Source organism: Pedomonas sp. (assembly GCF_036515995.1).
GTDB lineage: Bacteria > Pseudomonadota > Alphaproteobacteria > Sphingomonadales > Sphingomonadaceae > Pedomonas.
Map to the genome: position 1 here is coordinate 16,285 of NZ_DATBUP010000073.1, position 13,599 is coordinate 29,883.

The 13,599-nt window shown below is 66.8% G+C and carries 15 protein-coding genes; 8 read left to right on the forward strand and 7 right to left on the reverse strand.

The window, feature by feature from the left end; genetic code table 11:
* Positions 1 to 60 precede the first annotated feature (60 nt).
* Complete coding sequence (phaR, locus tag VIG90_RS05785; protein ID WP_331592521.1) at positions 61 to 687, reverse strand: polyhydroxyalkanoate synthesis repressor PhaR; 627 nt, start codon at positions 685 to 687, stop codon at positions 61 to 63.
* A gap of 87 nt (positions 688 to 774) precedes the next feature.
* Here phaR and VIG90_RS05790 point away from each other — a divergent pair, with 87 nt between their 5' ends.
* The 5 genes from VIG90_RS05790 to VIG90_RS05810 all read left to right on the forward strand — a co-directional run bounded on the left by VIG90_RS05790 (position 775) and on the right by VIG90_RS05810 (position 5,918).
* Positions 775 to 1,845 carry an alpha/beta fold hydrolase gene (locus VIG90_RS05790; protein ID WP_331592522.1) on the forward strand — a complete coding sequence of 357 codons (1,071 nt, stop codon included), beginning with the start codon at positions 775 to 777 and terminating at the stop codon, positions 1,843 to 1,845.
* 155 nt (positions 1,846 to 2,000) lie between these two features.
* Positions 2,001 to 2,645 carry a hypothetical protein gene (locus VIG90_RS05795; protein WP_331592523.1) on the forward strand — a complete coding sequence of 215 codons (645 nt, stop codon included), beginning with the start codon at positions 2,001 to 2,003 and terminating at the stop codon, positions 2,643 to 2,645.
* A 64-nt stretch (positions 2,646 to 2,709) separates the two neighbouring features.
* The gene (locus VIG90_RS05800; RefSeq protein WP_331592524.1) at positions 2,710 to 3,426 is read left to right on the forward strand and encodes a class I SAM-dependent methyltransferase; all 717 of its coding nucleotides are present in this window, start codon (positions 2,710 to 2,712) and stop codon (positions 3,424 to 3,426) included.
* A gap of 411 nt (positions 3,427 to 3,837) precedes the next feature.
* A complete protein-coding gene (hisC, locus tag VIG90_RS05805) occupies positions 3,838 to 4,950 on the forward strand; it encodes a histidinol-phosphate transaminase (RefSeq protein ID WP_331592525.1) in 1,113 nt (370 codons plus the stop codon).
* Positions 4,947 to 5,918, forward strand: coding sequence for a prephenate/arogenate dehydrogenase family protein (locus tag VIG90_RS05810; RefSeq protein WP_331592526.1), 972 nt, complete (start codon positions 4,947 to 4,949; stop codon positions 5,916 to 5,918). The genes hisC and VIG90_RS05810 overlap by 4 nt, the downstream gene beginning before the upstream one ends.
* Here the strand turns inward: VIG90_RS05810 and VIG90_RS05815 are convergent.
* Genes VIG90_RS05815 through ftsE form a run of 5 tightly spaced genes read right to left on the reverse strand, consistent with a single transcriptional unit; the run spans position 5,839 to position 9,789 of the window.
* Positions 5,839 to 6,897, reverse strand: coding sequence for a DUF2125 domain-containing protein (locus tag VIG90_RS05815; protein ID WP_331592527.1), 1,059 nt, complete (start codon positions 6,895 to 6,897; stop codon positions 5,839 to 5,841). The genes VIG90_RS05810 and VIG90_RS05815 overlap by 80 nt on opposite strands.
* A complete protein-coding gene (locus tag VIG90_RS05820; protein ID WP_331592528.1) occupies positions 6,894 to 7,595 on the reverse strand; it encodes a lysophospholipid acyltransferase family protein in 702 nt (233 codons plus the stop codon). Before VIG90_RS05820 ends, VIG90_RS05815 begins: the two co-directional genes overlap by 4 nt.
* Positions 7,592 to 8,137, reverse strand: a complete 546-nt coding sequence (locus VIG90_RS05825) for a YdcF family protein (RefSeq protein WP_331592529.1) — start codon at positions 8,135 to 8,137, stop codon at positions 7,592 to 7,594. Before VIG90_RS05825 ends, VIG90_RS05820 begins: the two co-directional genes overlap by 4 nt.
* A gap of 3 nt (positions 8,138 to 8,140) precedes the next feature.
* On the reverse strand, positions 8,141 to 9,034 hold the full coding sequence (locus VIG90_RS05830) for a cell division protein FtsX (RefSeq protein ID WP_331592530.1): 894 nt from the start codon (positions 9,032 to 9,034) through the stop codon (positions 8,141 to 8,143).
* Positions 9,031 to 9,789: a cell division ATP-binding protein FtsE gene (gene ftsE / locus VIG90_RS05835; RefSeq protein WP_331592531.1), complete on the reverse strand. Its 759-nt coding sequence runs from the start codon at positions 9,787 to 9,789 to the stop codon at positions 9,031 to 9,033. Before ftsE ends, VIG90_RS05830 begins: the two co-directional genes overlap by 4 nt.
* A gap of 290 nt (positions 9,790 to 10,079) precedes the next feature.
* Here ftsE and VIG90_RS05840 point away from each other — a divergent pair, with 290 nt between their 5' ends.
* The 3 genes from VIG90_RS05840 to VIG90_RS05850 are packed head-to-tail and all read left to right on the forward strand — an operon-like array spanning position 10,080 to position 12,515.
* Positions 10,080 to 11,066, forward strand: coding sequence for an MJ0042-type zinc finger domain-containing protein (locus VIG90_RS05840; RefSeq protein ID WP_331592532.1), 987 nt, complete (start codon positions 10,080 to 10,082; stop codon positions 11,064 to 11,066).
* Between the two features lie 7 nt (positions 11,067 to 11,073).
* Positions 11,074 to 11,457, forward strand: a complete 384-nt coding sequence (locus VIG90_RS05845; RefSeq protein ID WP_331592533.1) for a response regulator — start codon at positions 11,074 to 11,076, stop codon at positions 11,455 to 11,457.
* A gap of 14 nt (positions 11,458 to 11,471) precedes the next feature.
* Positions 11,472 to 12,515, forward strand: coding sequence for a 2OG-Fe(II) oxygenase (locus VIG90_RS05850; protein WP_331592534.1), 1,044 nt, complete (start codon positions 11,472 to 11,474; stop codon positions 12,513 to 12,515).
* A 317-nt stretch (positions 12,516 to 12,832) separates the two neighbouring features.
* On the opposite strand, the gene VIG90_RS05855 is transcribed toward VIG90_RS05850, so the two are convergent.
* The coding region (locus tag VIG90_RS05855) for a hypothetical protein (RefSeq protein ID WP_331592536.1) at positions 12,833 to 13,599 on the reverse strand (767 nt) is incomplete at its 5' end.

The window sequence follows — 13,599 nt, forward strand, 5'->3', positions numbered from 1 at the left end:
ACGAAAAAACGCAGGGGCCGCAAACCCCTGCGTTTCCTGTTTCCGCGCTTCGGCGTCAGCCTACTTGGTCATCTTGTCGAGCCGGTTCTGCAGCGCGGCCATCTGCGCCTTCAGCTCGGCCAGCTCGTCCCGGCTGGCGGCCGGTGCCGGCTCGTTCTGGGGCTCGGTCTTGGCTTCGGCCTTCGGTTCCGGCTTCTCCGCCTCCGGCTCGGGTGCGGTGTCCGTCTTCGGGGCCTGCCCGGTGAACATGCCCGCGGCGGCCTGGAACATCGCCATGTTCTGCTTGGCGATCTGCTCGAACGGGCCGAACGCCCCGGTGCTGAACGCCCCCTCCAGCGCCTTGCGGAACTGCTCCTGATTGCGGCGGAACGCATCCATGCTGGCGTCCAGATACTGCGGCATCAGCGCCTGCATGCTGTCCCCGTACATGGAGATCAGCTGGCGCAGGAAGGAGATGGGAAGCATGTTCTTCCCCTGAGACTCCTCCTCCACGATGATCTGGGTCAGCACCGTGCGGGTGATGTCGTCGCCCGTCTTGGCGTCCACCACCTTGAACTCACGGTTCTGCCGGACCATCTGCGCCAGATTTTCCAGGGTGATGTAGCTGGACGTTTCCGTGTTATACAGACGTCGGTTGGCGTATTTCTTGATAATGATGGGGGGCGTCTGCGGTCCGGTATCGACCATCTACGTCTCTCTTCGTGTCGGGGCTGACTGTCCAAAGTACATAGCACGGACTTTTGTGCAGTGCCAAACACGACGGCTGTTATGCCCATGCAAATCGATAGGGGGCCTCATCCCCTCTCACTTTACCTGACCGATCTGGTTTGCCGCACTGCGGAAGACCCGCAGCAACGCGCCCGTATCGACCGGTTTCTGGCCGCCATCCGCCGCTATCAGCAACATCCCTACCGGCGCGAACTGGAAGAGCCGCCCACCGTCGCCCATGCAGGCGCGGCCCGGCTGCTCTCCTTTGGCGGCCCGCAGAACAGCAAAGCCCCGGCCGTCGTCTTCGCCCCCTCGCTCATCAACCCAAGCTGGGTGCTGGACCTGACCGCGGAGCGCTCGCTGCTGCGCTGGCTGGCAACGCAAGGGATTCGCCCCTTCCTCATCGACTGGGGCGCACCGCAGGAAGAAGAGCGCGGGTTCGATCTGAACGCCTACATCACCCGCCGTCTCATCCCTCTCATCGAGACGCTGGGCGAGCCGGTCACGCTGGTGGGCTACTGCCTCGGCGGCACGCTCGCCACCGCCGCCGCCGTGCTCTCGCCCGCCGTGGCCCGGCTGGCGGTCCTCGCCGCGCCCTGGGTGTTCGACGCCTATGAGGATACCCAGCGTCAGGGCCTTGCCGCCTTTGCCCTCCAGTCCGAGCCGCTGGCCCAGAGCCTCGGCGTCTTCCCCATCGAGGCGCTTCAGGCGACCTTCTGGGCGCTCGACCCGACGCTGATGGAGCGCAAGTTCGCCGGCTTCGCCGCCATGGATGATGCCGCGCCTGAGGCGAGCGCCTTCGTCGCGCTGGAAGACTGGGCCAACACCGGCGCGCCGCTCAGCCTGCCCGCCGCCCGCCAGCTGGTGGACGGCTTCTTCGGCACGGACACCCCCGGCACCGGCCTCTGGACCGTGGACGGCACGCCCATCGACCCGGCCCGCATCAACGCCCCCAGCCTCGTCGTCAGCGCCCGCACGGACCGCATCGTGCCGCTGGCAAGCTCGGCCCCGCTGGCGGAGCGCATCCCCTCCGCCACCGCCATGGTCGTGGAGAGCGGCCACGTCGGCATGGTCGTCAGCCGCCGCGCCCCCTCCCTGCTGTGGGAGCCTCTGGCCCGGTGGCTCGTTGCCCCCTGACCTAGCGTCCACCCGCTCATCCATCCGCTGCAATCCGATTTTGCAGCAAGTTGAATGACATTCTAAGTTGCGCCGCCCTATCGATCTGAACCATTCTGGGGGCAGCGTCCCTGCGGGGGCCGTGTGTGTAGCAGCTTGAAGCCAGAGGTATCGTCATGACCACTCCTCCCGAACTGGTGGCGGATGACGCAGCAGAACCCGTGCTGTGGTCGGCCCAGCCGGAAGCCAAGTGGACCACGTTCGACGTGCTGATGGAGAGCATGGACACCGCCGCCATGCGGCGCGGCATCATGATTCTGCTGCTGTGCGTGGCCGGTCTCACGCTGGCGATTCTCGCCGTCGTCCTCGGCCTGTTCATCAGCGCGGGCGAAGCCCTGCCTAGCGGCTACAGCCTCGCCATGCTCATTCTGGCGGCGCTCATCGTCAGCTTCTTCGTCATGGGCCTGTCGGCAGTGCCCATCCTGCGGCGGCTGCATCCGCCCATCATCTTCGCGCTCACCGCCAACCGCGTCGGCCGCCGTCTCGGCCGTGGCGGCCCGTGGGATGACTTCGCCATGCTGGACGAGGTGGAGGCGATCATGCGCTGGCAGAGCCCCGGCGGCTTTCGCGGCATTGACTTCCTCCAGTCCCGCGTCCACCCGGAGCGCGGGCTGGTCCACCGCCTGTTCTCGGTCGGCGGCCTCTCCGACGAAGACGCCGAGACGCTGGAGCAGACCCTGACGGGCATGGAATACACCGTCATCGACCGGCCCGAGCTGCCCAAAAACGCCCGCTCCAACGCCCGCTCCGGCAAACGCTGACGAGATCACCCCAAAGAGAACACCCCCCGGTTGCCTTTCGGCAATCCATGGCTAGCATCAGCCCATGCGCCCCACCGTCGAGGAAATGTCCGCCTTCTACGCCACACCGCTCGGTCGCCGGGCGGTGCGTGAGCTGCGGCGCAAGCTGCGCCCGCTGGTGGCGCACAAGCCGGCCGACCGTGTGCTCGGCATCGGCTTCTGCGGCCCCTATCTGGACGGGCTGGAAAACCACGTTGAGCGGCTGGGACTGGTCATGCCCGCCCGGCAGGGCGTCACCCGCTGGCCCGCCCAGCCGCCCCACGCGCCCAACCGCGCGTTGCTCGCCGAGGAAACCGCGCTCCCCTTCCCCGATGCCCTGTTCGATCAGGTCATCGTCATCCACGGGCTCGAGTTCGTCGACCCCGCCCGCCGCCTCCTGCGCGAGATCTGGCGCGTGCTCGCCCCCAGCGGCAAGCTGCTGGTCGTCTCCGCCAACCGCGCCGGGCTCTGGGCGCACTTCGAGAAAACCCCCTTCGGCAACGGCCGCCCCTACGGACGCGGCCAGCTCAAATCCCTCCTGCGCGACAGCCTGTTCGAGCCCGAACAGTGGCAGACCGCCCTCGTCATGCCGCCCCTGCGCTGGCTCATGCCGCTGGAGCGCACCGCCCAGGCCATCGCCCCCAAGCTCGGCAGCGTCCACATCGTGCTGGCCCAGAAAACCGACGGCCTCGCCCCCGTCACCCCCCTTCCTGCCACCGCCCTGCGCCGCCGCGTGCCTTCCGCCTCGCCGACTTCGGGGTGATCCGGGTGTTCTTTGCAGGGGGATCTCAATCCCCCTGCACCCCCTCTTCGTTTACCGGGCCGCGCGCTGCATTTACCCGCTGCGCTTCCCTATCCTCGTCCCACTCAAGCCCTCACCCTGAAGCCCCAAACTTGAATGATTTTAAGGAACGACTGCATCCATCAGGCGCAGCGTGACCGGCCGGGTGCGCCCCCTTTCAAAACGAATGGGGATCGCAAGGGGGACAAGTCCCCCTGGCATACTTAAATTCCTCTTCTCGCCCCGCCGCGCACGCATGTTGCGCGCGGGGTGCGTCATGCTGAAACGGGGCGCTGCCTGCTCAGGTTCTTGTCAACCTGTGGGCGCAGGGCGTATGGGTCGCGGGCATGTTTTTTGCCGGCCCGTTCTGACCGGCAGACTTTTGGAGGTCCCATGTCGCCGCAGCCGAAGCCCTGGATCAGCGCAATCGCCCCTTATGTGCCGGGCAAGGCCACCACGTCCAGCGGGCGGCCTGCCGTCAAGCTGTCGGCCAATGAATCCCCGCTTGGTCCCAGCCCGAAGGCCGTTGCCGCCATGCAGGAGGCCTGCCGCACCGCCCACCGTTATCCGGACGGCGGCGCGACCATCCTGCGCGAGGCCGTTGCGCGCCATTACGGCATCGAGGCGGAGCGCATCATGTGCGGCACCGGCTCTGACGAGGCGCTGCACCTGCTGGCCCATGCCTACTGCAGCGCGGGCGACGAGGTGATGTACGTCCGTCACGGCTTCATGGTGTACCCGATTGCGGCCCAGCGCATGGGCGCAACGCTGGTGGAAGTGCCTGACCGGGACTACACGGCGGATGTTGACGCGCTGCTGGCCGCCGTCACGCCGAACACCCGCATTCTCTACCTCGCCAACCCGAACAACCCGACCGGCACCTACCTGCCGGAGAGCGAGATCGACCGCCTGCACGCCGGGCTCCCGGAAGACGTCATTCTGGTGCTGGATTCGGCCTATGCCGAATACGTCACCGCGCCGGATTACGAGAGCGGCATCAAGCTCGCCCGCACCGCCCCGAACGTCGTCACCACCCGCACCTTCTCCAAGGTCTATGGTCTGGCGGCGGAGCGCGTCGGCTGGGTCTATGGCCCGGCCTCGATCATCGACACGCTGAACAAGGTGCGCGGCCCGTTCAACGTCACCTCGCCCGGCCTTGCCGGTGCCGTGGCGGCGCTGGAGGATGCGGAGTGGCTTGAGAAGTCTCTGGCCCACAACAATCAGTGGCTGCCGTGGCTGAAGGCGCAGCTCGAGGGTCTCGGCCTTCACGTGGTGCCGTCCCAGTGCAACTTCCTGCTCATCCGCTTCCCGGAGACCAACGGCGTCACGGCGGAAGCCGCCAACCTTGCCCTTCAGGAAGCCGGGTACATCCTGCGCTGGCTGCCCGGTCAGGGCCTCCCGGACTGCCTGCGCCTGACCGTCGGCACCGAGGAGGAAAATCGCGGCGTGATCGCGGCGCTGGCTGAGTTCATCGAGCGCGCAGCAGCGGAAAGACAGGCATCGTGAGCGTACCGGATTCCGTATCAGCCTCCAGCCCCGCCTCGCCCTTCCAGCGCCTCACCGTCGTCGGCTTCGGCCTGATCGGCGGCTCGCTGGTCCGCGCCATCCGCGCGGCGCAGCTGCCCGTCGAGATCGTGGTGTATGATGCCAGCCCGTCCGTGCGCGCCCGCGTGCGGGAGCTGGGTCTGGCCGATACCGTCGCCGAAACGCTGGAAGCCGCCGTCGAGGGCAGCGACTGCGTCGTGCTCTGCACGCCGGTCGGCACCTTCGGCCTGATCGCGGAAGTCATGGCCCCGCACCTGAAGCCGGGCGCGATCGTGTCTGACGTGGGCTCCACCAAGGCGTTCGCCATCGATGCCATCGCCCCGCACCTGCCGGAAGGAGTGCATCTCGTCCCGGCCCACCCGGTGGCGGGTACGGAGAACTCGGGGCCGGATGCGGGCTTTGCCACGCTGTTCAAGGGCCGCTGGTGCATCGTCACCCCGCCCGAGGGCGCGGACGAGGCCGCCGTCGAGCGCGTGCGCGCGCTGTGGACCGCCGTCGGCTCCAACGTGGAGCTGATGGACCCGCCGCACCACGACCGAGTGCTGGCGGTCACGTCCCACATTCCCCACCTCATCGCCTACACCATCGTGGGCACGGCGTCTGATCTGGAGCAGGTGACGGAATCGGAAGTCATCAAGTTCTCGGCGGGCGGCTTCCGTGACTTCACCCGCATCGCCGCGTCAGATCCCACCATGTGGCGCGACGTGTTCCTCTCCAACCGCGAGGCGGTGCTAGAGATCCTCCAGCGCTTCAACGAGGATCTGACGGCGCTTCAGCGTGCCATCCGCTGGGGAGACGGCGACACGCTGTTCAACCTGTTCAGCCGGACGCGCCACATCCGGCGCACCATCATCGACGCAGGTCAGGACACCGCGCGTCCCGATTTCGGGCGGGAGACGGCCACTCCGTCTGGGGCTGCTGAAGAGTAAACGCCCCGTTCTGGGCCTGGAACGGCAACGAGATCAGGCCCTGAACGCGGCCCGAAGGCATACCTTCCAGCGTCTGGCCGAACAGGCCCGCAATCACCGCCGGGCACGGCGTGGTGATGGTGCCGCCCGCCAGCAGGCGGTGCTGGCCGTCCAGCGCGAACGTGCCCTTGGCCAGCACCATGTCGTCCTTGGTGGCCGTCGTCAGGGTCAGGGTGTTCAGCTCCACGGTGCCCGAGGCGTCGCGCCAGGCCTCGATGTAGGAGCCGCGCGTACCGGCCTTCGGCTCGCCGGTCACGGCAAGGCTGGCCATCAGCGTCAGCGCCTCGCCCTGCCCCAGCTGGACCTGCTCGCCGTTCACGATCAGCTCGAGATAGGCCGGCGGGGTCGCCGAGTTGTCATGCGCCGCCAGAATTTCGTTCGGCGTCACGTCGGGCCGGCGCAGCGCCGCCACTTCGCGGCCGTGTAGCTCCAGCTTGGCGGCGGTCAGCGGCGTCCCCAACCACGGGCTGCCGGAAATCTGCGCGTCGTCCAGCACGGTCGAGAGCCGCTCCACGTTCCCGTTCTTCAGGTAGAGGCTTAACCGGCCTTCCGAGCCCGTGCCTTCAAGCGCCACGCCGCCCAGCACGGTCGGTGCGTTCAGCGTCAGCGTCGGGGTCTTGAAGAAGCCCAGGTGCAGGGCACGCTTCCACGGCTGGCGCTCGATGGTCAGCCTGGGGGCCTTCACCGTCAGCGTGTAGTCCGGTCCGGCGCGCTCCACGTTCACGTTCTCGAACTCGGCGGAGAGCCGGTACGGGAAGCCGCCGTAGGAGATGTCCTCTGCCGAGACCTGCACCGGGCCCTGCCCGTTCACCATGGCTTCCATCGTCGCCTTGAACTCGCCAAGGCGGGCGAACCAGTAAACGGTGTAGATGGCGATGCCGAGGACGACGACGCCCAGCAACCAGAACGGGCGGTAACGGTACTCGAACAGCGAGCTCACAGCTGTGATCCTTCCAGGCTGTTGATGGCGGCGTGAACGCGCGCCGTAAGTTCAGGGCGGGGCAGGCCCGCCGGAATGACAGGATGAACCTGCACGGTAATCGTGCCGGGATACTTCACGAAGCTCTCGCGCCCCCACACGAGGCCCGAGTTCAGCGCCACCGGCACCACCGGCAGCTTCAGGAACGCGTACAGTCCGGCAAGGCCGGGGTGCAGCTCCGGCTGGGTGCCCGGCGCGGCCCGGGTGCCCTCGGGGAAGATCACGATCGGGCGGCCCGCCTGCTTGGCGGCCTCCGCCGCGCGCATCATGGTGCGCAGCGCGCCCGAGGAGCCGGCCCGGTCCACCGGGATCATGCCCGCGTGCTTGCAGTACCAGCCGAACACCGGGATCTTAAGCAGTTCCTGCTTCAGCACGACGGACGGGTGATCCAGCAGCATCAAGACCGCAATGGTCTCCCACGCGCTCTGGTGCTTGCAGGCGAAGATGAACGGCCCGTCCGGCAGGTTCTCCCGCCCCAGCACCTGATAGCGGATGCCGGTCAGTTTCTGCGCCGCGCAGATCACGCCCTGCGCCCACAGGGTGGTCACGCACTTCATCTTGGAGCGGTCGAACCACGTCAGGATGATGCCCGGCACGCCCACCAGCGGAGTCCACAGCACGATGAAGATGTTCAGAAGGACGGACCGCAGGAAAGTCAAATGGAGGCTCCATCAAAGCGAATGCTAAAGAAGCGGACGCTGTATTTCACGTATTCGCCGAGCAGGCCCGTCATGTTGATCGGCCCCATCACGGGGCTCGGCAGGATTTCCGCTTCCGGCAGGGCCGCGCGGAATTCGAGCATCGCCCGGGGCATGTGGTAGTCGGACGTCACCAGCCGCACCGAGCGGATGTTCTGCTCCCGCACCCACTGGGCGGCGGCGCGGGCGTTGCCCACCGTATTGCCCGCCTCATGCTCGATATCGACGCAGCAGTCCATCAGTTCTGTACGCACCCCCAGCTGCACGGCCAGCAGCCGCTTGCCGGTATCCGGGTGCACGCCGGTAATCAGCACGCGCTGCGCCAGCCCCTGGTCGAGCATGGCCACGGCGGAGGCAAGCCGCCCCTCGCCGCCGGTCAGCGCCACGATGCCGTCGGTCCGGGCCGCGTTCGGCACCGGCTTGGGCAGGGTCAGCCAGAACCACAGGAAGCCCAGCCCCCACAGCACCACCAGCGCCAGCAGGATCTTGAAGAGGGCGCGCACGGATCAGAGATACTCCCCCAGCGCCCGGTGGACGGTCCACCGCGCCGTGAGCATGGTGATAAGGGCAATCAGCAGCGGCAGCACCACCAGCAGCGTCCAGGCGCTCGGCCCGAAGCTGAACGAGCTGAGGATGCCCTCGCTGCCCAGCCGCTCCGCCATCTCGCCAATGCCCGCCACGGTGCCGATTCCCGCAATCGCGCCCACAATGCTGCCCTTGAGACCGTGGGCGAGGTAGCGCCACTGGAACTCCCTGGCGATTTGCCGGTCTTCCGCGCCGATCAGGTGCAGAATTTCAATCGTGTCATGATGGCTGGACAGGCCCGCCTGCGTGCTGAACGTCACGATGGCCACCGTCGCCAGGGCCACCAGACCCACGATCAGGTACGCCAGCGCCTGAAGTCCGCGAGCAAACGTGCTCAGCTGGCCCAGCCACTCGTCGTGGTCATCGATGGCGGAGGACGGCGCATAGGTCTTGATCTGCTGCTCGACCGTATCTGAATCCAGCGTCGCATCCGCCGCCAGAGACACGTCGATCAGCGCCGGAACCGGCAGCTCCGCGCTCTGCGCGCTCTCGCCCAGCCACGGCTCCAGCAGCGCCCGTGCCTTATCCTCGGGCAGCACGGTCACGCCGGCAACGCCCGGCTGTTCGGAGAGGAAGCGCATCACCGCCTTCACCTCCGCGCCCCTCTCCTCGCCCTCGGGCGAGAGGATCTGCACGGTCCAGCTGCGGGCCATGCCGCTGCTCCAGCCCTGCGTCGCGGAGACCACGCCGATGCCGCCAGCCACCGCCAGCACCATCAGGTAGACCATCACCGCGATCACCCAGGGCAGCACACCCTGCGATTCCTTGCCTTCCGGCAGGAAGCGGAACCGATAGCGCCCCTGCACTGCCTTCATGGCCGTACCCCCTTCGAGAACGGCAGTTCGTCAACCGAGCCCAGCGCCGCGCCGGGTGCTGCTATCGGCGCAAGGCGAGAGCCCTGCGGAAGCGTCGTCAGCTCGCCCTTCTCCAGCCGCAGCACGGTCGCATCCGGCGCAAGGTCGATGAGATGCTGGTCGTGAGTCGCAATCAGAAGCGTCGTGCCCAGCCGGTTCAGCTCCTGGAACAGGTGCAGCAGCCGCCCGGCCATCTCCGGGTCCACGTTGCCGGTCGGCTCGTCCGCCAGCAACAGGTCCGGCCGCCCGATCACCGCGCGGGCAATCGCCAGCCGCTGCTGCTCGCCGCCCGAAAGCGTCGCCGGGCGGGCGCTCATGCGGTCCGCCAGTCCCACCCACGACAGCATTTCCTCGGCATGTTCCAGCGCCTCGGCCTCGCCCACGCCCGAGATGCGCAGGGGCAGCGCCACGTTCTCCAGCGCCGTCAGGTGCGGCAGCAGGCGGAAATCCTGAAAGATCACCCCGATTCGGCGGCGCAGGGCCGGCAGCCCCTCTCGCTCCATCGACACCACTTCCTGTCCGAACAGCTCGATCAGCCCGCGCGACGGACGCTGGGCGAGGTACAGCAGCTTCAGGAGCGAGGTCTTGCCCGCGCCCGACGGCCCGGTCAGGAAGTGCAGCGAGCCCTTCTCCAGCGAAAAGCTGATGTCACGCAACACTTCCGCGCCTGTGCCATAGCGCAAGCCCACGTTTTCAAACCGGACGACGGTATTCACGGCAAAGCCTGTGGATGATGAGACTTTCCATTGTTTGGCACGCGGCGAAGCCAAACGCAAACGTGGAACCGGTGTTGTGCCGCCTTTGCCGCAGCGGTCGCCGCACACCCGGCACGTCCGGACGGCACGCCGCCGCAGGCATCTTCGATTCTCTTGCGCAAAACTGCCAAGCCGTGGATAAGTGCCCGAGGCGCCGGACGACCCATGTATTGGCCATCGTTATGGTACCGTTAAGCATTTAAGTCGTTACACCCTCAAGAGGCGAGCAAGGTCTTGTTCGACGGTTGCGCATGATCCTGACCTGTCCGAACTGCAATTCCCGGTATCTGGTAAGCGATACGGCCATTCCCGCCGAAGGCCGGGCCGTGCGCTGCGCCGCGTGCAAGCACGTCTGGACCGAATACCCGCAGCCCGAGGCCGCCCCGGCGCATGAACAGGCCCCCGAGCCTGTCTCAGCGCCCGCCCCTGAGCCTGCCCCGGAGCACGCCGTCGAGATGGCCGGTGCCGCCGCCGGTGCCGGAGCCCACGCGCCCGCACCTGCCGCGCCCCAATCCGCCGCTCATCAGCCGTCCGTCATGGACTCGCCCCACCACCCGGCCGGTCCGCCCGCCTATCCCGCGTTCGGCGAGGGCCCCATGCCGCGCCTCGGCCGGGATGAGGACATTCACGCCGCCGCGCTCGGGGAAGACGTCTCCGTCACCCGTTCGCTGCGCCGCCGCGCGTCGAAGGCCCGCACCACCCGCCGCGCGCCCAGCTGGAAGCCCCGCCTCCAGCGCAGCTTCCCGGTCAAGTGGGTCGCCATCGGCGTCGGCGCCCTCGCCATCATCGGCGTCAACGTCTTCCTGTGGAAGGACGCGCTCATCGAGCGGTCCGACATGTTCCGCAGCTTCTACGCCGCGGCCGGTCTTGCAACGCCCGTCCCGCATGACGCCAGCCTCGGCGCGCAGGTGCTGCGCATCAGCTATCCGCCGCCGCCGCCCGCGCGTCTGCTGGAGAACGGCAACCTGTCGCAGGAAATCACCGGCTCCATCGAGAACCCCACCCAGCGCACCGTCCGCATTCCGAGCCTCAAGGGAACAATGCTGGACGAAAACAACAATGTGGTGTTCACTTGGACCTTCCCACCGCCCATGCTGGTGCTGAACGGGGGTCAGACGGTGATGTTCGATACGAAGGTGGAAAACTTCCCGCGCACGGCGCGGCAGTTGCGCATCGGTTTCGACACCGGCGCGGAGGCTGCCACGGGCAGCGGCCCCAGCCCCGATATGGAAGGCTGACCGTCCCATGGCGCGCATCCTCGTCGCTGAGGACAACGCCTCGGTCCGCGAGTTCGTGGAGCGCACCCTCACCCATTTCGGCCACGAGGTCGTCGCCGTCGCTGACGGCGGCGCGGCCCTTGCCTGCCTGAGCCGGGAAACCTATGACCTGCTCATCACCGACATCGTCATGCCGGTGATGGACGGCATCGCGCTTGCCCTCAAGGCCAGCGCCGACGCGCCCGACATGCCGGTGCTGATGATGACCGGCTACGCCCATGAGCGTCAGCGCGCCTACAATCTTCAGGAACTCATCGCCGAGGTGCTGGACAAGCCCTTCTCGCTGGAAGACCTGAACACCACCGTCAATCGCGTCCTCGCCAACCACCGCGCCGGCAAGCGCAAAAGGTAGCAAAGGCAACCGCCATGTCCGGTCAGGCATCCGCTCCGGTCTCATCTCCGGCCCCTGACGCGCGGGTCAGCGCCGCCATGCAGGCGTTCCGCCGCGGTGCCCCGCACGAGGGCGTGCCCCTGATGCAGGCCGCCGCCAAAGACGGCCACCCCCTCGCCCAGCTCGCCGTCGCCGAATGGCTGGCGACCGGCTCCCGCCTGCCGCGCGACCCGGCCAAGGCGCTGGAGCTTGCCCGCCATGCCGCCCAGAGCGGCCTGCCTCCGGCCATGCAGCTCTACGCCTGCCTCCTGCGCTGGGAGAACCCCGAGGCAGACGCTGAGGGCGTACAGGACGCAATCGCACAGGACGCGAACGACTGGACCCGCCGCGCCGCCGAGCAGGGCGAGCCCGCCGCGCAGGCCGAAGTCCGGCTCTGGCCCCATCTGGCCGCCCCGCTGCCCGAGGCTGAGATCCTGTCCGGCGCGCCCCTGAACGATGCCCCCGCCGTCAAGGTCTTCCCCGGCTTCCTGCCGCCCGCCCTCTGCCAGCATGTGCTGCGCATGGCCCGCCCGCAGGTGCGCCCCGCCGCCGTGTTCGACCCCGCAAGCGGCGAGACCCGCCCCCATCCGGTGCGCCGCGCCCACAACATGAATTTCGGCCCGACGCTCTACGACAGCATCATCGCCTGGGTGAACCAGCGCATCGCCGCCGCCAGCGGCACCACCGCTGCGCAGGGCGAGCCCCTCGCCGTCCTCGCCTACGGCCCCGGCGGCGAATACCGCCCCCATTCCGACTGCCTGCCCCCCAGCGCCGCCCGTCCTGAGGACCGCCTCGCCGAGAGCGGCCAGCGCATCCGGACCCTGCTGATCGCCCTCAACACCGGCTACACCGGCGGCGAGACCGCCTTCCCCGCCCTCTCCCTCACCTGGCGCGGCCAGCCCGGCGACGCCCTCCTCTTCACCAACACCACCGAAGACGGCACCCCCGCCCCTGAGGCCCGCCACGCCGGCCAGCCCGTCCTCCAGGGCGAGAAATGGCTCGCCTCCCGCTGGATCCGCGAGCGCGCCTTTTCCGCGTGAGGCGGGGCCGGGATTACCGGGGCTCGATTTTTGATTTTTAGGATTTTGCGAGGGGCTTACCCCTCGCGCTCCCATTCGTTCAATGGGCCACCAATGGGGCCGCGCGTGTGATCAGCGTGCGAATCCATCGCCCGTCCGTCGCCAGACAACCGGAAGCAGCAGCGCCAACAGTTCTCACACTCACGACATAAAACCAGAGGAAGCCGCCTCGTCCCCCACATTACCAGCAGCCCGGTAAAGTGTCATAGATGACACCTAAATCACTCGGAGTTCTTTGAATGCGGGAGCGGCCGGTAAGCCGCTCCCGGACGGTGCTTTTATTCAGCCCCAGCCTGAATGATTACCGGAATGTAATCTCTTCTGACTGGTGGTGTCGGTCTCTCTGGTGCTGCTTGTGGCGCTGCTGCTGGGTTCTGAGCCTGTGGCTTGCCATCTTGCGCTGCGCCATTCGCCTGCCCGGCAATCGGCTTGTCCTTTGTTTTCTCAACAAATGCGGCGCGTCCTACCGCCTGATTAACCTGAGTTTCAATCGCCGCCGGAAGACAAATGCTCAAATAACCGTGAACAGCGCGCAGCGCGCTTGTCTGATTTGAGTAAGTCACACCATCAATTGCGGCCATGTAGGCTGCCTGCTGTGTTTTGACGATCTTGCGTACCGCGGAAGGATCAAGATCGTAAAGCAAACTCTCACCGATGTTGTTGATCGTCTGATCAACCAAGGTAACCCCCAATGGCGTCAGAGCGATCAATTCCCGACTTGCGCTCAATATCTCGGCAGCAGCGGCAGCAGCCGAGCCAAGATACTGCGTTTGCTTGCTCCCTGCCTTGCGCGCCCTGCTCAGCCAGAACAATGCGTCAATATAACGTTCGCATCGGGAATCAACGTACAACACACCAGCATCAACAAGTGGCCGCCAATCTTCCTGACCATTTACTTCCGTAAAATTATCACCGCTTACGCCTTTTATTTTCTCCATAAAATTTGTTTGTTGATTTGCAAATTTTTCAACATCCTTCTGATCTATTGAAGGAACGTTGGCATTCAGGTCGTGTGATGCACTACGCACTCTCTCGATTGTGCCTG

What these genes read in the sequence shown, in the direction of transcription:
- phaR (WP_331592521.1), bottom strand. Translation starts at nt 687, where the DNA reads ATGGTCGATACCGGACCGCAGACGCCCCCCATCATTATCAAGAAATAC.
- VIG90_RS05790 (WP_331592522.1), top strand. Translation starts at nt 775, where the DNA reads ATGCAAATCGATAGGGGGCCTCATCCCCTCTCACTTTACCTGACCGAT.
- VIG90_RS05795 (WP_331592523.1), top strand. Translation starts at nt 2,001, where the DNA reads ATGACCACTCCTCCCGAACTGGTGGCGGATGACGCAGCAGAACCCGTG.
- VIG90_RS05800 (WP_331592524.1), top strand. Translation starts at nt 2,710, where the DNA reads ATGCGCCCCACCGTCGAGGAAATGTCCGCCTTCTACGCCACACCGCTC.
- hisC (WP_331592525.1), top strand. Translation starts at nt 3,838, where the DNA reads ATGTCGCCGCAGCCGAAGCCCTGGATCAGCGCAATCGCCCCTTATGTG.
- VIG90_RS05830 (WP_331592530.1), bottom strand. Translation starts at nt 9,034, where the DNA reads ATGAAGGCAGTGCAGGGGCGCTATCGGTTCCGCTTCCTGCCGGAAGGC.
- VIG90_RS05840 (WP_331592532.1), top strand. Translation starts at nt 10,080, where the DNA reads ATGATCCTGACCTGTCCGAACTGCAATTCCCGGTATCTGGTAAGCGAT.
- VIG90_RS05845 (WP_331592533.1), top strand. Translation starts at nt 11,074, where the DNA reads ATGGCGCGCATCCTCGTCGCTGAGGACAACGCCTCGGTCCGCGAGTTC.
- VIG90_RS05850 (WP_331592534.1), top strand. Translation starts at nt 11,472, where the DNA reads ATGTCCGGTCAGGCATCCGCTCCGGTCTCATCTCCGGCCCCTGACGCG.